General features: G+C 37.8%; 26 protein-coding genes. 1 reads left to right on the top strand and 25 read right to left on the bottom strand.

The genetic code is table 11. From position 1 onward, the window contains the following. Positions 1-148 precede the first annotated feature (148 nt). The gene (locus NYE67_RS06670) at positions 149-1,015 is read left to right on the top strand and encodes a YitT family protein (protein WP_340727453.1); all 867 of its coding nucleotides are present in this window, start codon (positions 149-151) and stop codon (positions 1,013-1,015) included. A 117-nt stretch (positions 1,016-1,132) separates the two neighbouring features. Here NYE67_RS06670 and NYE67_RS06665 read toward each other — a convergent pair whose 3' ends face one another. The 25 genes from NYE67_RS06665 to NYE67_RS06545 all read right to left on the bottom strand — a co-directional run bounded on the left by NYE67_RS06665 (position 1,133) and on the right by NYE67_RS06545 (position 20,422). Continuing rightward, positions 1,133-1,813 carry a zinc metallopeptidase gene (locus NYE67_RS06665; RefSeq protein WP_191698141.1) on the bottom strand — a complete coding sequence of 227 codons (681 nt, stop codon included), beginning with the start codon at positions 1,811-1,813 and terminating at the stop codon, positions 1,133-1,135. Positions 1,814-1,863: 50 nt separating this feature from the next. After that, a complete protein-coding gene (locus NYE67_RS06660; RefSeq protein WP_339215761.1) occupies positions 1,864-2,463 on the bottom strand; it encodes a DUF1405 domain-containing protein in 600 nt (199 codons plus the stop codon). A 238-nt stretch (positions 2,464-2,701) separates the two neighbouring features. Continuing rightward, positions 2,702-3,496, bottom strand: coding sequence for a menaquinol-cytochrome c reductase cytochrome b/c subunit (locus NYE67_RS06655; protein ID WP_340729536.1), 795 nt, complete (start codon positions 3,494-3,496; stop codon positions 2,702-2,704). Positions 3,497-3,535: 39 nt separating this feature from the next. Then, positions 3,536-4,210, bottom strand: coding sequence for a menaquinol-cytochrome c reductase cytochrome b subunit (gene qcrB, locus NYE67_RS06650; RefSeq protein ID WP_191698144.1), 675 nt, complete (start codon positions 4,208-4,210; stop codon positions 3,536-3,538). Between the two features lie 22 nt (positions 4,211-4,232). Further along, complete coding sequence (locus NYE67_RS06645) at positions 4,233-4,739, bottom strand: QcrA and Rieske domain-containing protein (protein WP_340727451.1); 507 nt, start codon at positions 4,737-4,739, stop codon at positions 4,233-4,235. A 166-nt stretch (positions 4,740-4,905) separates the two neighbouring features. Further along, positions 4,906-5,349, bottom strand: a complete 444-nt coding sequence (locus NYE67_RS06640) for a YpiF family protein (protein ID WP_340727450.1) — start codon at positions 5,347-5,349, stop codon at positions 4,906-4,908. A gap of 67 nt (positions 5,350-5,416) precedes the next feature. Then, a complete protein-coding gene (locus NYE67_RS06635; protein WP_445683006.1) occupies positions 5,417-5,968 on the bottom strand; it encodes a ReoY family proteolytic degradation factor in 552 nt (183 codons plus the stop codon). A gap of 12 nt (positions 5,969-5,980) precedes the next feature. Then, a complete protein-coding gene (locus tag NYE67_RS06630) occupies positions 5,981-7,225 on the bottom strand; it encodes a tetratricopeptide repeat protein (protein ID WP_340727448.1) in 1,245 nt (414 codons plus the stop codon). Positions 7,226-7,647: 422 nt separating this feature from the next. After that, a complete protein-coding gene (aroA, locus tag NYE67_RS06625; protein ID WP_340729535.1) occupies positions 7,648-8,937 on the bottom strand; it encodes a 3-phosphoshikimate 1-carboxyvinyltransferase in 1,290 nt (429 codons plus the stop codon). 57 nt (positions 8,938-8,994) lie between these two features. Next, on the bottom strand, positions 8,995-10,092 hold the full coding sequence (locus NYE67_RS06620; RefSeq protein WP_340729534.1) for a prephenate dehydrogenase: 1,098 nt from the start codon (positions 10,090-10,092) through the stop codon (positions 8,995-8,997). Beyond that, complete coding sequence (gene hisC, locus NYE67_RS06615; protein ID WP_340729533.1) at positions 10,089-11,189, bottom strand: histidinol-phosphate transaminase; 1,101 nt, start codon at positions 11,187-11,189, stop codon at positions 10,089-10,091. The genes NYE67_RS06620 and hisC overlap by 4 nt, the downstream gene beginning before the upstream one ends. Before the next feature lie 25 nt (positions 11,190-11,214). Beyond that, positions 11,215-11,577: a chorismate mutase gene (gene aroH, locus NYE67_RS06610; RefSeq protein ID WP_340727444.1), complete on the bottom strand. Its 363-nt coding sequence runs from the start codon at positions 11,575-11,577 to the stop codon at positions 11,215-11,217. Continuing rightward, entirely contained in the window at positions 11,574-12,665 is a 1,092-nt protein-coding gene (aroB, locus tag NYE67_RS06605; protein ID WP_340729532.1) for a 3-dehydroquinate synthase, read from the bottom strand. The genes aroH and aroB overlap by 4 nt, the downstream gene beginning before the upstream one ends. A gap of 1 nt (position 12,666) precedes the next feature. Continuing rightward, a complete protein-coding gene (gene aroC, locus NYE67_RS06600; protein WP_340729531.1) occupies positions 12,667-13,848 on the bottom strand; it encodes a chorismate synthase in 1,182 nt (393 codons plus the stop codon). 249 nt (positions 13,849-14,097) lie between these two features. Next, positions 14,098-14,868 carry a CheR family methyltransferase gene (locus NYE67_RS06595; protein WP_340727440.1) on the bottom strand — a complete coding sequence of 257 codons (771 nt, stop codon included), beginning with the start codon at positions 14,866-14,868 and terminating at the stop codon, positions 14,098-14,100. Between the two features lie 80 nt (positions 14,869-14,948). Continuing rightward, positions 14,949-15,179, bottom strand: coding sequence for a hypothetical protein (locus NYE67_RS06590; RefSeq protein WP_191698165.1), 231 nt, complete (start codon positions 15,177-15,179; stop codon positions 14,949-14,951). Positions 15,180-15,208: 29 nt separating this feature from the next. Beyond that, entirely contained in the window at positions 15,209-15,430 is a 222-nt protein-coding gene (locus tag NYE67_RS06585; protein WP_340729530.1) for a hypothetical protein, read from the bottom strand. A 44-nt stretch (positions 15,431-15,474) separates the two neighbouring features. Beyond that, positions 15,475-15,684 (bottom strand): hypothetical protein, encoded by a 210-nt coding sequence (locus NYE67_RS06580; RefSeq protein ID WP_340729529.1) that lies wholly within the window; start codon positions 15,682-15,684, stop codon positions 15,475-15,477. Between the two features lie 158 nt (positions 15,685-15,842). Further along, on the bottom strand, positions 15,843-16,262 hold the full coding sequence (gene ndk, locus NYE67_RS06575) for a nucleoside-diphosphate kinase (protein WP_191698168.1): 420 nt from the start codon (positions 16,260-16,262) through the stop codon (positions 15,843-15,845). 113 nt (positions 16,263-16,375) lie between these two features. Beyond that, entirely contained in the window at positions 16,376-17,350 is a 975-nt protein-coding gene (hepT, locus tag NYE67_RS06570) for a heptaprenyl diphosphate synthase component II (protein WP_191698169.1), read from the bottom strand. A 22-nt stretch (positions 17,351-17,372) separates the two neighbouring features. Continuing rightward, positions 17,373-18,074, bottom strand: a complete 702-nt coding sequence (locus NYE67_RS06565; protein ID WP_340727437.1) for a demethylmenaquinone methyltransferase — start codon at positions 18,072-18,074, stop codon at positions 17,373-17,375. A 24-nt stretch (positions 18,075-18,098) separates the two neighbouring features. After that, the gene (locus NYE67_RS06560) at positions 18,099-18,845 is read right to left on the bottom strand and encodes a heptaprenyl diphosphate synthase component 1 (protein ID WP_340729528.1); all 747 of its coding nucleotides are present in this window, start codon (positions 18,843-18,845) and stop codon (positions 18,099-18,101) included. 77 nt (positions 18,846-18,922) lie between these two features. Further along, complete coding sequence (mtrB, locus tag NYE67_RS06555) at positions 18,923-19,138, bottom strand: trp RNA-binding attenuation protein MtrB (RefSeq protein WP_191698172.1); 216 nt, start codon at positions 19,136-19,138, stop codon at positions 18,923-18,925. A gap of 54 nt (positions 19,139-19,192) precedes the next feature. Beyond that, positions 19,193-19,762, bottom strand: coding sequence for a GTP cyclohydrolase I FolE (folE, locus tag NYE67_RS06550; protein WP_191698173.1), 570 nt, complete (start codon positions 19,760-19,762; stop codon positions 19,193-19,195). A 387-nt stretch (positions 19,763-20,149) separates the two neighbouring features. Beyond that, on the bottom strand, positions 20,150-20,422 hold the full coding sequence (locus NYE67_RS06545) for an HU family DNA-binding protein (protein WP_004232618.1): 273 nt from the start codon (positions 20,420-20,422) through the stop codon (positions 20,150-20,152). Between the last annotated feature and the right edge of the window lie 73 nt (positions 20,423-20,495).

Below are 20,495 nucleotides of genomic sequence, written 5' to 3'. Positions count from 1 at the left end.
GTTTTCAATAATATGTTCACAGGCGCTAATAATGATTCGTTTTAGCCCACTGTTGTCAAATACATCGAAATCCAACATAATAAACGATGTAGCCTTTTTCCTGCTTCGACACATATTTTCTTTCACAATAGATTATAGGAGGATGACAATGCAAGGAATAAAAATAAAAAATATCATCGGGATCCTCATTGGTTCCGCTATCTTTAGTTTTGGCTTTGTACATTTTAATATGCAAAACCAGCTAGGAGAAGGCGGATTTAGTGGTATTACACTTATTTTATATTTTACACTAAATTGGGACCCAGCATTAATGAATTTACTATTAAATATACCAATGTTTATTCTTGGTTGGAAATTGCTCGGGAAAAAGTCGTTTATCTATACATTAATCGGCACGATTGGCGTATCTGTTTTTTTGAAAATCTTTCAAATCTATGAATTTAACATGAACTTGAAGGATGATTTATTTCTCGTGTCCTTATTCGCAGGGGTATTTGTCGGTATCGGTTTAGGTATTGTTTTCCGCTTTGGCGGGACAACGGGTGGAGTAGATATTTTAGCTCGACTTGCCAATAAATATTTCGGCTGGAGCATGGGGAAAACGATGTTCGGCTTTGATTTTTTTGTTATTATCTTTTCATGGATGACGTTTTTAGATGCAAGGTCGATGATGTATACATTAGTAGCTGTCTATGTAGGAGGTCGGGTGATTGACTTCGTTCAGGAAGGTGCTTATTCAGCAAAAGGTGCATTTATTATTTCTTTACACTCTGATGAGATTGCAGATTTAATTACAAAAAATATGGATCGTGGTGTAACGATTTTTGATGGACATGGTCACTTTACGAAAGAACACCGCAATGTTCTCTATTGTGTCGTTTCACGTAGTGAGCTTGTAAGATTAAAATCCATTGTTCATTCTATTGACCCTCATGCGTTTGTTACGATTATGGACGTTCATGATGTGTCCGGTGAAGGCTTTACATTAGACGATAAAAAACAACCACTAGATTAAAATGAATAAATAATGGGATAACCTCCAAATAAATGGAGGAACAAAAAAAGCAATTGCACCGAGCAATTGCTTTTTTTCGTGAACTGGAACTTAATATGTTCCGGCCAGTTTTCTTTATTAATCGTCTGAAGTCATACCAGTGTAAATTAAGATTAAACGTAATAGCTCCATTACTGCTACAGCTGCTGCTGCAACATATGTCATTGCTGCTGCATTTAATACTTTACGTGCAGAACGTTCTTCCGTATTGTTAATAATCCCTAAAGAAACGACTTCGTTCATAGCTCGTTTTGATGCATCAAATTCGACTGGTAATGTAACTAATTGGAATACAACACCTGCTGCTAATAACGCAATACCTAGCAATAGGAAACCTGATAAAGATGAAAAAATACCAATTAACACGAAAATCCATGACATATTTGAAGAGAAACTAGCCAATGGCACTAATTTTGAACGTAATGTTAAAAACGAATATGCATCCGCATGTTGCATCGCATGACCTACTTCGTGCGCTGCTACAGCTGTACCTGCGATCGAAGAGTTGTAATAGTTGTCTTCTGATAACGCAACTGTTTTAGTTGCGGGATTGTAGTGGTCCGCTAAATAACCTTGTGTTGGCACGACACGCACATCTGTTAAGCCGTGCTGATCTAAAATGTAACGTGCTACTTGCGCCCCTGTCATACCCTTTTCAGCAGACACTTTTGCAAATTTCTTATACGTACTTTTTACCTTCATTTGTGCGTACAACGGCAAGAGCATAATGATGATAAAATAAACGATATACATTCCCATTTCCGAACTCCCTTTCTATATCTTCAATTCTCTTTAATTTTAAAGGCTTTTTACTGTTGTTGCAAATATTCGCGCTTGCGACTTTCCAAAAAAGCGAGCATTATACATGCAATAGATAGCCAAAATGTGAAGTAGCCAATTTCACTTGGATATTGGTTGATCACACGGTAAAACGGCATTTGACCAAATAAATAGTCAATCACGTCATTATGCAGCGTCCAAATGGCACCAACCATCACGTGCCACATTTTAAATCGGTATTTCGGTAAATATAAAACTGCCTGAACAGCCATTAAGAAATGCGATGCCACAAGCATCCACCCAGCTGCTCCTAATTCCCCGGTTTCCGCCAATGTAAGAAGATTCATTACAACAGCCCATAAGCCATATTTAATGAGCGTAATAAGTGCTAGCACTTCCATTAGTTTATAGTTTTTCCCTAATAGCCACCCAATAATGGCAAAGCAGAAAAATAAACTCGCAGTTGGAGAATCTGGAACGAAAATGTAATAAATCGGATCTGTAGCTGCAAGCTGCCCTTTATACCAATAATATCCGTAAATTGTACCGAATAAGTTAACAACAAGTAATAAGCTTAAAAAGGCACGATGGTTCATTAAATACCATAATTGCATGATATATGCTTTCATTTTTTCTCCTTCTTTTCCTAATAAATCTTCATTTCATATGTATTTTGTGCAACTTACATAAACAATGTACGTCTTTTATTATAAACATGCTTTAGGCGAGAAGCAAAATTTTCCTTTAATTTTGAATAAAGAATCTTTGCTGCCAAGCAACAGAAATCTTAGACTCTAATTAATATATTTCTAGTAATCTATCAAAAAAAGAGAGTCAGAATTCTGACCCTCTCTAAATTAAATATTATTATTCTGCTTCTTTTAATCCAGCAATAAATTCAGCTAAAACTTGAAGCTCTTCATCAGTACCTGTAAATGTTCCTGCTGGCATACCACCACGACCATTTACAATTACTTCTTGTACTTCTTCTGCTGTTAATTCATTACCTAAAAGCATTGGTCCTGATACACCAGCTAAGTCTCCACCGTGACAGCCAATACATGAAGCTTGTGCTTGGTAAATTTCATAGCCTTCAGAAGTTTCGTCGACTTCAACATCAGGCAATAGCCCTAAATGTTTATCCGTAATTTCACCTTGTGCATCAACCGCATCCCAATCAGTTGCTTCTACAGATTCCCAAGTTGTATAAATAAGTGCTGCTACTGCTAACAACATGAAAGCTGTCGGTAATGGACGTTTTGACGGACGACGTTCAGGTGTTGTATCTAAAAATGGTATTAATGCTAATGCACCGAATGCAATACCTGGGATAACCATAGCTCCAATTACATTATATGGCCCAGATGCATAAGTATATTTTAATAATTGGTACATCGATAAGAAATACCAGTCCGGTAACGGAATATAAGATGCATTAGTTGGATCTGCCGGACCCTCTAGTGGTGAAGGATGTGCGACAGTTAATAGTAAATAACCGATTAAGAAAACTGCACCAACCATCCATTCTTTTAATAAGAAGTCAGGCCAGAAAGCTTCTGTTTTCCCTGGATATTCGGTATAATCTTTCGGCACGTTCGGCATACGGTTATTCGCTTTAACACGTGAATCCCCTACGAACTTCATACCTTTTCCGCGTTGCATAGTGTCCCCTCCTTAAAAAATCATACAATTAGTTTCAGATCATAGAGGTCCTGAAATACCTTGGCGGCGGATCATAATAAAGTGAACTGCCAATAAAGCAAATAGTGCTGCTGGTAAGAAGAATACATGAATTGCAAAGAAACGAGTTAATGTTTGCGCACCAATAATTGTAGAATCCCCAGCTAAAAGTGTTTTTATTATTTCTCCTAAAAACGGAACAGATGCAGCAATTTCGATACCTACTTTAGTTGCAAATAACGCTTTCATATCCCATGGTAATAAATAACCTGTGAAGCCTAAACCTAACATAATTGCAAAAATACCTACACCAACTAACCAGTTTAACTCACGAGGTTTTTTATACGAACCTGTGAAGAATACGCGAAGTGTATGTAAGAACATCATAACGATTACTAGAGATGCCCCCCAATGGTGCATACCACGAACGATTTCACCGAACGCTACTTCGTTTTGTAAATAATAAACTGATTTCCAAGCATTTTCTACGTCTGGTACATAGTACATCGTTAAGAACATACCTGATAGAATTTGAATAACTGTAATGAAGAAAGTCAATCCCCCGAAACAGTAAACGAATGCTGAAAAGTGATGGGCAGGGTTAACGTGCTCTGGCACTTCGTGGTCGGCAATATCACGCCAAATAGGAGTAATATCTAAACGTTCATCGACCCAATCATAAATTTTATTTAGCACTGTGTCGTACCCCCTAACTTATTTAGTTACTGTGTGTGTTTGCGATTTTTTTCCCAAGCATTAAGAAACCATCATTTTCTGACACTTCAAACATATCTAGTGGTCCAAGTGGCGGTGTACCTTTTACGTTTACACCTGATTTCTCATAACGTCCCGCGTGACATGCACAGAAGAACTGATCTGGGTGTGTTGGATCACTTGCCCAGTTTACAGTACAACCTAAATGCTTACATACAGGTGATATTGCGACGATTTGATCGCCTTCTTTGTAAACCCAAGCTGCATCGGCAACCTCTGATTTATACCAACCATCTGTTTGTTCATACGAGAAGTCAACTTTTACTGGAACTTCTGTAATTTCAGCAGCTTTTTTGCTTGTTTGTACAAAATCTCCTTCTTCTTTCGTTTGAAGAATTGGGTCAATTGCAAAACGAACCATTGGCATTAACATACCTGCAGCCATAAATCCACCTACGCCAGTAATCGTATACGTTAAAAATTGACGTCTTGTAACTCGATTCTTACTCATCCTTTTCCCCCCTCTTACTAAAAGGTCAGTCCAACGGACATATACTTTTAAAAATAGTAAATAACTAGGACATATCTATGATATATCAACTGAATAAGTTGGTCAATATAGCATTCATTTCCATATGTGTAGATTGTGAACATTTAATGAAACAAATAGAGTGCAATTATACCCAAATTTTTGTCAAAGTTGGTATAACTTGTTTCAATTGATCTTCCAATATACGTTGTTTTACTGATTTATCCATAGATTCAAGGGGGATTGAAGGAAGCCAAATAATATTTAAAAATTCTTTAAATTCTGTCCAACTATGGTCACAAGTTACAAAAATGATAGATTTAAATCCCGCATTCTTTAATTCTTGTTCGATTGACGTAGGCAAAGCTTCAGATTTTGTGCTAACCGTATAGGAAAACGGGGGGAATAGCATAAGACGTCCTTTGAATTGCTGTTCTATAAAATTCGTTAAAGACATTAAATATTCTGCAGCAGAACTGCTTTGTTTCATTCCTTGTTCTGTAAAATCCAATTGTAAAAGAGGAACAATAGCGGTATCAATAAATTGCTTTTGTGCTTGAAATTGTTCTATATCTGTCACTTTAAAATTCATTTTCATTCCTCCTAGGTCTTTTGAATACTACGAAAATAGGCAATAAGTATTTTTTTAATAGTTATATTCACTTCGTATATTTCAACGCCTGTAGTAAATTTGATAACTCAAAAAAGCGGTCTTTATCTCCTGCATCCAGCGCCTCATCAATCTCTTTTAAAAGCTGTTGCTCCTGAAACTCCAATACGCTATTCTCCAGCAATCGCTGCGCTGCTAAACGATCTTTTTCGCTTATAAACAAGTCTTTAGGTACATATGGATTTTCCTCCAGCACCGCCAAATATAAAGGCTCTGGCGGAATGCTAGGAAAATTCAGTTGAAAATAAATAGATTCATTTGCATTAATACGTAAATCATGAAAGGCTTTTTCAGCATCAGATGTCATAATATTTTCTTTATAAAATCTAAAAGGGATACTCGTCGTCTCAATTGTCGACATAACGATAGACCGTGGACAATAGTGTGCCTCATCAACGAAGTGAACATTTTCCAACAATTCATCATTACTTAATAAGTAATTTAAAATCCATACCCCTTCACGCCTTTTTAATTGGAAATTTTTCAAAAACCATCTGATGAATAGCTTTTTATCATTCAGTGGTACGAAATAGGTCAACATGCAATCCTCCCTTTACTCAAAGCGTTCTAATAAATCAGTCCATTGTTGTTCTGAAGGTTGTAATTGTACAAGTCGCTCCACAACTTTTTTTGCTTCCTCACGCTTACCATCCTCAACTAAAAACAGATAATATTTCTCCAAGAATTCAACATCATCTTTAAATTCAGTATATGCCTCTTTATAAATTTCGTATGCTTTTTCAAACTGTTCTTCTTCATTATAGGCATTGGCAACAAACGGATAGAGCGAAACCCATTCAAATTCATTTTGTTGTAGCTGTTCATATAGTGCAATAATTTCTTCAAAGCGCTGTTCTGTACTATATACAGACATCAATATTAAAATTGCCTCCATATATTCTGGGTCTAGCGCAATCGCTTCGTGTAGATATTCAGTTGCTTCCTGTATCATACTGTTTTTTATCGCCATCTTTCCTGCAAATAAATACAGTGACTTGTCATACTCATCGCGTTTCAAGCCCTCTTTTATGGTCTTCAATGCTCGCTCATTGTCTTCAAGCATTGCATAGCTTTCCGCCAACAATAAGTAGGCTGAGAAATAATCCGGATCTAACTCCTTTAAATCTTCCAGTTGTTTTATAGCGAGTTCATATTTTTCCGTTTGGAATGCCGCATAAGCTGAGCCAAACAGTAAATCTGCAGTTACTTCTTCTTCCAATGCCTCCATATAATAATCCAACGCTCTTTCATACCCTGCTCCGGCACGGTAAACTTCTGCAAGGCGTTGGGCTAATATTATACCAGCAAATTTTTTGTCAACAGTATAGAGTTCTTCATATATACGTACTGCTTCAGAAAATCTCCCAGTTTCGAATAATAATTCTGCTTTTGCAAATTGTAATAAAGGCTCATGAGGCAAAATCTGTAATGCTTCATTAATACGTTGTTCTGCTACTTCAAATAATCCTTGCATTTGATAGTAATCCGCTAAAACTAAAAGTGCCTGTGGATATTCGGGTGCATCATCTGCAATACCCATCAACAAATCAAGCGCATTATCCTCTTCTCCCATTTCAATTAAAACACTTGCGCGATCAATTGAAATCTGAGCTTCCTCGGGAAATAAAAATTGTAAATGCTCGAAAACTTTGTCTGCTTCATTTAAAAATCCATAATGCATAAGTGCCTCGGCAATTTCATATTGTGCTGCTGGTTCAGCCTCCATTAAAAATGATTCAAGAAGAGTATTTACTTGCTCTAAATTACCTTCTTGAATCGCCTGTAGTAATTGTTCCATAAGTCGTTCACCTTTTTCTTTTGTTTTCAATATTTATGCTACATGACTGATTCGCGGTTCTCAAGGAAAAGCTTTAACATATATCATTATTTATTGAAAACAAGCATTTAAACCTTCCTAAAAATCATGTTTGTAAAAAAATTGCCCCTAGCTATACAACTTAAACTAGAGACAACTTAATGGATTATTAATTATTTTCATATAGTATACATGCCACTTCATAATTCTCTGACCGTTTCGTCATTTCAATGCTTTTTATTTTTTGGAATTTTAATACCTCAAAATCTTTATATACTTTATAGTATACATAGCATTTAGTTCAGTTATAGGCACTTGGAAAACCGATATTTCATTCCTTCAAATTTTACGTATATATACAAAGGAGAAATAATAAAAAAAGCGACAATTTTGCCGCTTTCCTTTTATTTAGATAATCTATTCAGGTGTTCAAAAAATGAAGGGTAGGAAACCGCGATACAGTCTGCGTCATCCAGTGTAACTTCCCCGTTTGCAATTAATGCAGCGACAGCACCCATCATACCGATTCGGTGATCACCGTATGTTTTTAAGGAAGCTCCAGTTAATTTCGTTGGACCTTCAATAATCATTCCGTCATCTGTTGCTTCAATATTGGCACCCAGTTTTTTCAGCTCATTCACAACGGCATCAATGCGGTTTGTTTCTTTTACCTTTAGTTCTTCGGCGTCTTTAATAATCGTTTTACCTGCTGCTTGTGTTGCCAACAGAGCGATAATTGGAATTTCATCGATTAGACGAGGGATAATTGCCCCTTCAATCACTGTGCCTTTAAGTTGTGATGATTCAACAGTAATTGTTGCAGTAGGCTCGGCTGCATTGGCATCATCAATCTCGAGTGTCATATTGGCACCCATATTTTGAAGCACTTGTAAGATTCCGTCCCGAGTTTCATTGACACCTACGTTTTCCAGTACAATACGGCTATTACTCGTTACGGCGCCTGCGACTAAGAAAAAGGCTGCTGATGATATATCGCCCGGTACGTTCACATGCGTACCCGTTAGCTGTTGTCCACCTTCAAATGATACAACCCCGTCTTTCACCGTTACGTTTGCACCAAACTGACGTAGCATACGCTCTGTATGGTCACGGGATACTTCGCTTTCACGTACAATCGTCGTCCCTTGTGCCCGAAGCCCTGCTAATAGAATGGCTGACTTTACTTGTGCACTTGCTACAGGCATTGTGTAATCAATCGCTTGTAATGGACCACCTTGAATCGCGAGAGGTGTATATTGCCCGTTTTCACGTCCTGCAATTTGTGCGCCCATTAAACGAAGCGGATCAGCCACACGGCGCATTGGACGTTTTCCAATTGAAGAATCACCTGTCATAACTGTATGTAGCGAGGTACCTGATAAAATGCCGAGCATTAATCGTGTAGTTGTTCCTGAATTCCCTGTGTATAATACTTCTTTCGGTTCTGTCCAATTATCAATACCTGGACTATCGATTGTCACATTTGTTCCGTCTACTTCAATTTCGACTCCCAACTTTTTAAAACAGTCAATCGTGCTCAAGCAATCTTCACCTAATAAAAAGCCGGTTACCGTTGTTCTGCCTTTTGCAATTGAGCCGAACATAACCGCGCGATGTGAAATAGACTTATCCCCCGGTACTGTAATATTCCCTTGTAATGACACCTGTTCATATTGTAACGTTTTTGAACTCATGCTCCGAACCCCTCCTTAGAAAAATACATCCCGCCTTCAAAAAGCGAGATGTGTCCTTTATGAAATATACGTATCGTACTTTGCCTTATGTGCGATACATTGTGCTGCACGCTCACGGTCTTCATTTGTCTGGAAGCTTATTACTAAAATACCGAATACGTCTACCCTTGTTTCGACAATACGTATATTTGTAATACTAATATTATCTTCTGCCAAAAAGCCCGTCACTTCCGAAATAACACCTGGATAATCCGGAATATCTACATATAAATCATAAGGCATATATAATGCACCGTTTGCGATTGGCAGGCTGTCACGAACGTCCCGCGCATCGCTGAAATATGCTTCAATTGCATTTTCATCACCATTATCCAATAATTGACGAACACGATTCATTTCTTCAAGCCATGTATCGAGCTGCCCGACAAGCTCTTTTCGATTTTGTAGTGTAATATCACGCCATAATGCAGGATTAGATGAAGCAATACGCGTAATATCACGGAAACCTCCCGCTGCCAATGAAGATGTCATCGGATAGGCTTTCTTTTCAAAATTCAGTTGATGTACAAGTGAAGCAGCTATGATATGTGGAAAATGGCTAACAACAGCAGTCATATGATCATGGATTTTAGCATCCACAACAACCATTTTCCCTAACGTAAACTTCAGCAAATTATCAAGCATTGCTAGCTTTTCGATTTCTTCGCCTTCATTTGGTGTTAGCATATAATAGGCATTTTCTAATAAATAAGGCCTCGCAGCAGTAATCCCACTTTTATGCGAGCCTGCCATCGGATGACCGCCGATAAACGTAATGCCTAGTTCTTTCAGTTCTTTTGCCTTGTCCATAATTTGTGTCTTCGTACTACCCGTATCAGTAATAATGACACTTTTTTTCAATTCCCATGATTTTAACTGCTCCATAAACTGGAGTGTCACGTTTACTGGTGTACCAAAAATAATAACATCTGCCTCTTTTGCAAATTCAGCTGGATCTTCTACAACTTCGTGTACAACCTTTAATGTGCTAGCTAATTGTCTCGTTTGTTCATGGTAGTCATAGCCATACACTTTCGTACGCGGAGCCTTTTGAAGAGCTAACGCAACTGAACCGCCGATTAGCCCTAGTCCGATTACGAAAACATTACGTGTCATGCAAATACTCCTTGTTCTGTTAATACATCTTCAAGTAACTGTAAAAACTTCGCATTTTGAGCTTCTGTCCCAATCGTAACTCGTATATAACCTTCTAAACCAAGTGCAGCACCACTGCGGATAATAAATCCGCGCTTCATCATTTCTTCAAAGACTACGTTACTATCAGCCTTCACTTCAAACATAATAAAGTTCGTTTGAGACGGGAAATAGTTCAATCCATGACGCTCACAAAATGCCACATACTGTTTTTTGCCGATTTCATTTGCCACACGACAGCTTTCAATAAACTCCTGATCTTGTAAAGCAATTTGCGCAACCTGTTGGCTTAACACTGTATTGTTAAATGGTGCGCGTACTGGATCCAACTTCGCAATAACTTCCGGCTGTGCAATGCCATATCCCACACGGAATGATGCCAAACCGTAAGCTTTTGAAAACGTGCGAAGTAAAATTAAATTCGGATATTCACGGAAATAATGCAGTGTATCCTTATAAGATGGATCATTGACATACTCAATATAAGCCTCATCCAACACTACAAAAACATCTTCAGGCACTTTCGCTAAAAACGCACTTAAGTCTTCATCTGTCACAATTGTTCCTGTAGGATTATTCGGATTGCATACCCAAACGACTGATGTTTTTTCATCAATAGCCGCCAGCATCGCATCCAAGTCATGAACACCTTCTTTTAAAGGTACTTTACGTACTTCTGCTCCTTCAATATCTGCATTATGCCAGTATTGGGAAAACGATAAATCTGCCATCACGGTATTAACGCCTGGATATAATAATGCACGCGTTATAATAGCAATTAAATCATCGGAACCATTCCCTAAAATCAATTCATTTTCCGCAACACTATAAAAATTCGCTAAAGATGTGCGTAAGCTTTGTGCATAGCCATCCGGATATATCGCATGATTTGTTTGTTGCTCCTGTAAAAATTGTTGCACCTTTGGAGAACTGCCAAAGGGATTTTCGTTGGAAGCAAGCTTAAAAACTTCATCCAATCCGAAAAGTTTTTTTACTTCATCAATCGGTTTTCCCGGTTGATAAGCTTTCATGCCAAATAACTGTTGTTTCCACTTCATCGTTAACGTCTCCTCTAACTGGCGATTATTTCACTAAATCTGGTCGTAACTTTACCGCATCCTCTAAATAAACATGACGGACTTCATGTTGCGGTATATCTGTATTAACATGCAATAAAACACGTATACATAATGGCAATGCACCAGGTACATCCATCTCGTGCATACACATGATCGGTACAAACTGCCACCCAGGCATTGTGCGTACTGACTTTGCAGGAAAGGCAGAGTGGATATCGGGTGTTGTTGATATTGTAACGGATGCAATATTTTCCGGTTCAATATTGTTTTGCTTAGCAACTTCTTTTACAAGTCTTGCTGTTTCACCCCATACGTATTCAGCTTTATCTTCAGCAATCGTTATTGCCCCACGTATTCCACGAATCATTGTTGCACCTCCGCCAGTAATGCTCTTAATTGTTGGTCAATCTGTTCACATTTTTCAAGTTCAACTTTCTGAACGAATGGATGACCGATTGTATCAAGCAATACGAACTGTAATTGTCCGTAGTCTGCTTTTTTATCTTTTAATAAATACTCAGTTAACTGTTCGAATGTAAAGTCATGAACCGCTTCAAAAGGATAACCGTTTTCTAGGGCAAACTGTAAAAAGCGCTTCGTAAATTGATGGTTTACCTTACCGTATTGTTCACTTAAAAGTAATGTATACAGAAGACCAATCATGACTGCTTCGCCATGTGCCACTCGACCATAGCCTGCTGCAGCTTCAATTGCATGCCCATAAGTATGACCTAAATTTAAAAATTTACGTACAGATTGTTCTGTCTCATCCTGCTCTACAATCGTTGCTTTTACTTGTATGCCGTGCGCTAAATAGTTAACTAACGTCTCTTCTGGAAGTTTCGTTACAAAATCGCCTTCCAAAAGTTCCTCAACCCATTGCGCATCTGAAATTAAAGCATGCTTAATTACTTCTGCCATCCCTGAGCGTACTTCTTTTTCACTCAAACTATGTAAAAACGTAATGTCATAAATGACAGCTTCCGGCTGATAAAATGCACCAATCATATTTTTCCCGAGAGCATGGTTAATGGCTGTCTTCCCTCCAACCGCTGAATCATGCGCCAAAATCGTAGTCGGCACTTGGACAAACGGAATGCCTCGCATATAAGTCGCGGCAACAAATCCTGCCAAATCACCTACTGCACCGCCACCAAAAGCAATTATAAGAGACTTTCGTGTACATTTTTGTTCCAATAAAAATGTTTGTACGGCATTATAGTTTTCAAAGCTTTTACACGTTTCCCCGGCAGGCATTACATGGAGATGGTACTCATACGGGAAATTAGCTTCAAAATAATGCTGCTGTGAACTCCAAACATTTTCATCTGTCAGCACTACAATTTTATCTGCTTTTGCAAATAAGTAGTTAAGTGCTGTCACTGCTTCTTTCAATATGCCTTTCCCAATCGTTACATCATACGAATGAGATGCAGCCCGAACTGGAATCTTCATATTAAAACCCCTTTGTATACTGACGCATTTCATCTAATTGTGCTTTTAGCTGTGGCAACTGATCACTATGGAACTGTTCTACAATCGCCTTAGCGATTTCCCAGGCAATAACATGTTCAGCTACAATTGAAGCTGCAGGTACTGCACAGCTGTCAGAGCGCTCTACACTTGCTTTGAAAGGCTCTTTCGTTTCAATATCAACACTTTGCAATGGTTTATATAATGTAGGAATTGGCTTCATTACTCCTCTTACAACAATCGGCATTCCAGTAGACATACCACCTTCAAGACCGCCTAGACGATTTGTTGCACGAGTATAGCCTTTTTCTTCATCCCATAAAATTTCATCGTGTACTTCAGATCCCTTTTTACGTGCCATTTCAAATCCGATTCCAAACTCAACACCTTTAAATGCATTGATGCTTAACATAGCTCCTGCAAGCTTTGAATCCAGTTTACGGTCATAATGTACATAGGAACCGATACCGGCTGGCAACCCTTCTACGATAACTTCAACGACACCACCAATGGAATCACCTGCTTGTTTTGCCTCATCAATCGCTTCCACCATTTTTGCCGAAGCTTCCGGATCTACACAATAGCATGGATCTTGCTCAACAATTGTGCGTATTTCGTCTGCTGTTTTGCCTTCCAATAAGCTCTGATCCGCTTTGATACCGACAATTTCAGTTACATGTGCAACAATAGAAATGCCTAGTTCATTTAACAATGCTTTTGCAACAGATCCAACAGCAACGCGAACCGTTGTTTCCCGGGCACTCGAACGTTCTAATACGTTACGTAGATCTCTGTGACCATATTTCATTCCACCTACTAAGTCCGCATGTCCTGGACGTGGACGTGAAATTTGGCGCTTAATTTCAGATGGATCAATATCTTCCGGCAGTTCTTCTGCCCCCATGATTTTCGTCCAATGCTTCCAGTCATCATTCGTTACTACTAATGCAACAGGAGATCCCAATGTTTTTCCGTGACGAACCCCAGATACAATTTCTACAGTGTCTGTTTCAATCTGCATGCGGCGTCCACGACCGTGGCCTCCTTGACGACGCTTTAAATCATAATTGATCTTTTCTGCAGTAATTGGTAATAATGAAGGCAACCCCTCAATAATTGTTGTTAGTTGTGGTCCGTGTGACTCACCTGCTGTTAAATAACGCATTAAACACTTTCTCCCTTCAACTCGCTAAAGTATGTATTTTTCACTATAACATATTTTATACTAAATAACAGTACTGATTCACCTAACTAATATGTCATTTTAGAATATTCTGAACGTTCCAACTAAGAAACGGCACAATTATAAGCAAATAAAACAAAAATACACTTTTCGCTATTTTATACGAAAAGCGCATTAATATGTAGCTTAAAAGTATTTCACAGCAGTCTTCCTATTTTTCAACAAGCTATATTATTTTTTGCGGTAAAAGAATGTATCCTCAACTTCAAAGTCATATCTGGCCGGATTAAAGATTTGCTCGGTTGACCCGACAAATAAAATTCCGCCAGATCGTAATGATTTACTGAAGTTCGAGTAAATTTGATCTTTAGCTTCCTCTGTAAAATAAATCATTACGTTTCTACAAACAATTAAATCAAAATTTGATTCGTAATTATCCTTCAATAAATTATGCTTCTTAAAAGTAACCGTACGTTTAATCTCATCTTTAACTTTATAGAATTGTTCTTCCTGGTTAAAGTACTTAGCTTGTATCGGCTTTGGCACCTCTGCAAGAGAGCGCTCAGGATATAGACCTAATTTTGCTTTTTGGAGTACATTCTCATCCAAGTCCGTTGCCAAAATATTTATTTGGGATAAAGGCAGATGATGGGATAGTACCATTGCTAGGCTATAAGGCTCTTCGCCTGTTGAGCAGGCCGCACTCCATATTTTTAACCGTTTATTCGATTCCAGCAATAACGGGAAAATCTTATTTTGCAATACTTCCCAACGCTTACCATTTCGATAAAACTCTGAAACATTGATTGTCATGCGATCCAGAAATTCATTCATCAAATCTCGATCTTTTTCCAGAGCCGAAAGAAAATCAACGAAGTTACCGAAGCCTTTCTTTTCATATAACGATGTTAACCGGCGTTTCATCTGCGCTTCTTTATATAGAGCTAGATCAATGCCCGTCTTGCGCTTAATGCCATTTATAAATTGAACATAATCTGACATTGTCCATCTTTCCCCTCATCTAACGTATGCCTATTATAGCCGAAAATTTCTGAATCTGAAATAGTTTTTACCTATAAAGGTTATTCAGTGCGTCTGTCCAGCAAAAGCTGTTTTGACTGTTCAAGCTCAAGCTTCATTTTTTCTGTTTCTGAATCATAGCTTTGTAAACGGATTTGTTCAAGCTGTGTCTCTTTTTCCAGCATCTTTATTTGTAATTTTAAACTCGATCGTTTATGGGCAGTTAATATTGCTGTAAGTGCAATAACGGCTCCAGAGCCAAAAATAATAGAGATAATAAGAATATCTTCCATACGGTTTATACGCTCCCTTGATTAATATTTTACTTGCCTGATTGACTTGTTGAATGTGTATCGAGTAATAACTGTTTTGTATGTTCTAATTCAAGCTTCATCTTTTCTGTTTCTTTATCATAATTTTCAAGTCTTAGTTTTTCTAACTCGATTTCCTTATCCAAACGTTTTAAATCAATTTTTTTATTTCTAGTATACGTATCTGTTAAAATTCCTACTACAGCAATTATTGTAATCATTATCCAAAACATGAATGTCACCCCTTCTAAAAAAATCGCTCTAATACATACTACTTTTATTTATGTTCTAATAATAATTGCTTTGAATGTTCTAATTCCAAACGCATCTTTTCTGTTTCTTTATCATAATTTTCAAGACGCAATTTTTCCAGCTCGATTTCTTTCGTTAATTTATTTACATCGATTCGTTTGCTTTCATTGCGCGCATCGGTAATGACTGCAATCGCTCCCACTGCCATTACTGAAATAACGGCTAAAACCCACATAAACATCCCCCTAATTTCAATCAGTATTTTTTATACGTATGTATCCTGAAAATAGTTTCATTATTCCGATTTTATTATACCATTAATAGGTAATATTTTTCGTGCTGAATATAAAAAAAGCTACCACTTTAAAAGTGATAGCTTTTCAAAAATATCAATTATTCAGCTAAGCCTTCTGGGAACCATAAACCGATTTCACGTTCAGCAGAAGCTAAAGAGTCAGAACCGTGGATTACGTTGTGAGATAAAGTTACAGCGTAGTCACCGCGGATTGTACCAGGAGCTGATTCTTCTGGCTTTGTAGCACCCATCATGATACGAGATAATTGGATAACGTTTTCGCCTTCCCAAACCATACCGAATACTGGACCTGAAGTAATGAAGTCTACTAATTCACCGAAGAAAGGACGCTCAGCGTGCTCTGCATAGTGTTTTTCAGCTAATTCACGAGTTGGTGACATTAATTTTGCTCCGCGCATTACGAAACCGCGACGCTCAAAACGATCTACGATATCACCAATCACTTGACGTTCTACGCCATCTGGTTTAACCATTAAAAATGTTTTTTCGATTGCCATTATAAACACTCCCTAAATTTGAGTAAAAGGTTTTACACCTACCGATAAATATTACCAAAATCCTACTCAAACTGCAACAAATATTAGATTTTGCTATATATTGGCTGTTGTAATCAAGATTTTCGCTTACCCATAAAAAGAGCAATATCACGCAATTTTTTCTTCATCGGATGATCGGGTAATGCTTCTACTTCTTTTAAAGCTTTTTTTAAGTATAGATTGCTGATTTTAGTTGCTTCTTTGATGGCATCAGAATTGCGTACGAGTGCCAGCATATTTTGACGTTCCTGCTCCGATAGTCCCGTTGTTGACACTTTTGCTAAGTATGGGGCAAGTAATGGATTGTCCTTCATTAATAAAATCGGCAATGTAACATTTCCTTGCATTAAATCACTTCCAGCCGGTTTTCCAAGCTGTTTGTCTGTTGCTGTGAAATCTAAAATATCATCTACTATTTGAAAGCTCATCCCTACAAAATATCCGTATCGCTTTAAGTGGCGCACTGTTTTTTCATCAGCACCGCTCACGACCGCACCTAATTCACAGCTTGATTCGATTAACAACGCTGTTTTTCGTTTAATACGGCGGAAATAATCTTTCAAATTTTGATCTAAACGAAACTTATCCTCGATTTGAATGACTTCACCATTTACTAGTTCTACCATTGTTTTAGCTAATATTTGATGTGCTCTCGGATTTTCAATGCTTGTTACGTATTCCAGTGCACGTGCAAATATAAAATTCCCTGTATACATCGCTACACGGTTGTTCCACTGGGCTTTTACCGTTTCCCGCCCGCGACGCATATCTGAATCGTCAATCACATCATCATGTACTAATGAACCCATATGAATTAATTCCAGTGGGACGGCGATATTTTTCATTCGCTCAATATTATAGTCACCAAATTTAGCACTTAGTAACGTAAATACTGGTCGAATTCGTTTACCACCAGCTTGCAGTAAATGAATAGAGGCATCATTCAATAAGTGTGAAGATGAATTCAACGCTTGTTCTAATTCGTTTTCGATGATTTCTATATCTGATTTGATATCCGCATATAGCATTTTGATTTTCATCTTTTCCACCCGTCAAAACCTACTCCCACTATTATTTCTTTTTAAAACCCATGTGCATAGCTGCTGCCCCACCGCTATATGGTTTATATGTGACATTTTCATATCCGGCTTCACGGAACATTTGCGCTAGCTTTTTCATGCCCGGAAAGTCTTTCGCCGACTCTTGAAGCCATGAATATTCTTTATAGCTTTTTGCAAATAATTTCCCGAACATCGGCATGATATAGTTAAAGTAAAAACGGAAAAGTTGACGATATACCGGAATTTCAGATTGGGATGTTTCAAGACAAACAACCATGCCACCTGGCTTTACGACACGATTCATTTCACGTAATACTTTCATGTAATCAGGTACGTTTCGCAAACCAAAGCCAATCGTTACATAATCGAATGTATTATCTTCAAATGGAAGCTCCATTGCATTTCCATGAATTAACTCTATGTTTTGAATGTTTTCTGTTTTTTGCTTACCGACTTTCAGCATGTTCTCACTAAAGTCCAGCCCTTTTACAATACCTTCATCACCTACTGCCTTTGATAGGGCAATAGTCCAGTCAGCAGTCCCACAGCAGACATCCAAGCATGCGGAGCCTTTTTTAACGGCCATACGCTTCATCGTATCTTCACGCCATCCTACATGCATTTGAAAGCTGATAACGGAGTTCATTTTATCGTAGTTTTCTGAAATGTTTTCAAACACTTCATGAACATGTTCTTCTTTCGATTTTGCCATTTTTTCAAAACCTTTCTAAATTCACTACAAAGTGATGTATTGCTCAATGGAATGTTTTAAATCTTCGTGGATATGACTTTGCTTCACAACTTCCAACACCTGCTGTTTTCGGGTAATCAGTTGTTCATGCAGCCATTCCATTGTTGAGTCAAGAATAGCTGGATTATCAGCCGAAGCTAACGCTTTATATAAGAAACCTCGTTTTGCATCCTGTATCAATCCATATTCTTTTTTCAAACGAATAAACGTCAATGTGTTTTCCATAAGTTCAGTATAGGCATTGTAACCGTATACATCATAGTATTGAGAAATCAGTGCGCTTTCAATTACCGTTAAACTATGAATCCATTGCTCAACGGAACGGGTTTGTGTCTCGTAAATGCGAATTTGGTGCTCACAGCGATTTACAATTCCTTTAGACAGTTTCTGAATTAATCTAATATTTCCTGACTGTGCAAGAAGTTGATAATAGCGGCCGCTATAATAATCTCCCGACAGGACAATGAGTTGCTGCTCCTTACTTGTAGCATCTACTTCCAATACTCTTTCATGCTCCAGAAGCGATGCATGTACAATTCCAACAGTTATTGCACTTACTTTATGGTCGTCAGTCATTTCAGCCCCATTTAAAAAAGGCAACTGAATAAAAAACAATTGTTCTTCTTGTAACGTAGGTTGTCCAACATTTTGAAGTAATGCTCTATGATGAACATGCTGTAGAATATTTGATTGTAACGTTTGAACCGATTGTATAATAGATGTTGCACTCATAGAAATTACTCCATTTCAATGTTTTAAAGCATTTAATCAAAATTTTTTATGATATATAGGTTGTGCTTTTGTATTCATTATTTTTTACTTTGGATTGTTCCATGGGCAGAATGAATTTTAGCTTTGCCACGAATTTTCATTGCAGACGTATGCTCAGTAAACTGGGCAATCATTACTTCGCCAGCATCCAACTTTTCAGAGTGGTGAAATTTTGTATCAGTACCACGAGTTAGACCAATTACATGTACACCATCTTCTTCTGCTTCAATAATAATATAATCTGGTTGCGCCATTTAATAATCCCCCACCTGTTAATTTCTTTGTTTATAATACCATATTTGTCCGGTTTATTTCATTTGGATGAAAGTAATCACTTCGTTGCGCTTTGTATCATCTTCTTCATAAATGCCGCGCGCGACAGCTGTTACCGTTTTAGAACCAGGTTTCTTCAACCCGCGCATCGTCATACACATATGTTCCGCCTCAACAACAACATAAACTCCTTTAGGGTTTAACATTTCCATAATAGTATCTGCTACTGTAGAAGTAATACGTTCTTGGAGCTGTGGACGTCGTGCAACAGATTCCAGGCAGCGTCCCAGTTTGCTTAAACCGGCTACTCTACCGTCTTTTGGTATGTATGCTATATGTGCTGTGCCATAGAAAGGAACTAAGTGATGCTCGCACATAGAGTAGAACGGGATATCCTTTACTAATACAAATTCTTCGTGGTCTTCATGAAAAACTGTACTAAAATAATCACGTGGATCTTCATTTAAACCACTGAACATTTCTGCATACATTTTTGAAACACGTTTTGGCGTATCAAGTAATCCTTCACGCTCTACATCTTCCCCTACTGCTTCTAAAATCATTTTTACTGCGTCTTCTATCTTTTTCAAATCGACATTTGCCATGGAAATCAGGTCCTCCTACAAACCAAAACGTTTTTATGTATACGTCTATCTATATTTATTTTCATTAAATGCTATTATTTTCGTTATAAAATACACTCTTGAATCGTAGCACATTAAACGCGTAAGTTCAAAAGAGTTCTACTTTTTTTAGCATAGTTATTCAAAAACAAAAAGAAATGAACCGAAGCACTAAATTCCTAGTTCAATTCAGAAACCAATTCGCTAGTCCGAAGCGATATAACAGGGGTCTATGCACTTTAGCCGAGACGAATGCCAAACTTAGTATACGGTTATTGAAAAGCACGCCACCCTATCAGTTTCCAGGCATCAAAAAAGAGTAGCTCTCAGTTAGACTGAGAGCTACTCTATGTACTTCTAGAGGCTGATTTATTTTACAGCGTCTTTAAGTGCTTTACCTGGTTTAAAAGCAGGTACTTTCGAAGCAGCGATTTCGATTTCCTTACCTGTTTGTGGGTTACGACCTTTACGCGCTGCACGCTCACGAACTTCAAAGTTACCAAAACCGATTAATTGTACTTTGTCACCCTTTGCAAGAGCATCTTGAATTGTATCAAATACAGCTTCAACTGCTTTAGAAGCGTCTTTTTTAGAAAGACCTGCAGCTTCAGCAACAGAGTTAACTAATTCTGTTTTATTCACACCATTCACCTCCTCTCAAAGGGTCATGAATCTAAATCCTGTAAAAAGATTAACATACACAAAACCGCTACGC

This window comes from Solibacillus sp. FSL W8-0474 (assembly GCF_038004065.1).
GTDB lineage: Bacteria > Bacillota > Bacilli > Bacillales_A > Planococcaceae > Solibacillus > Solibacillus faecavium.
Note: the sequence above shows the minus strand (reverse complement) of the source record. Positions and strands in the feature narration are given on the sequence as shown.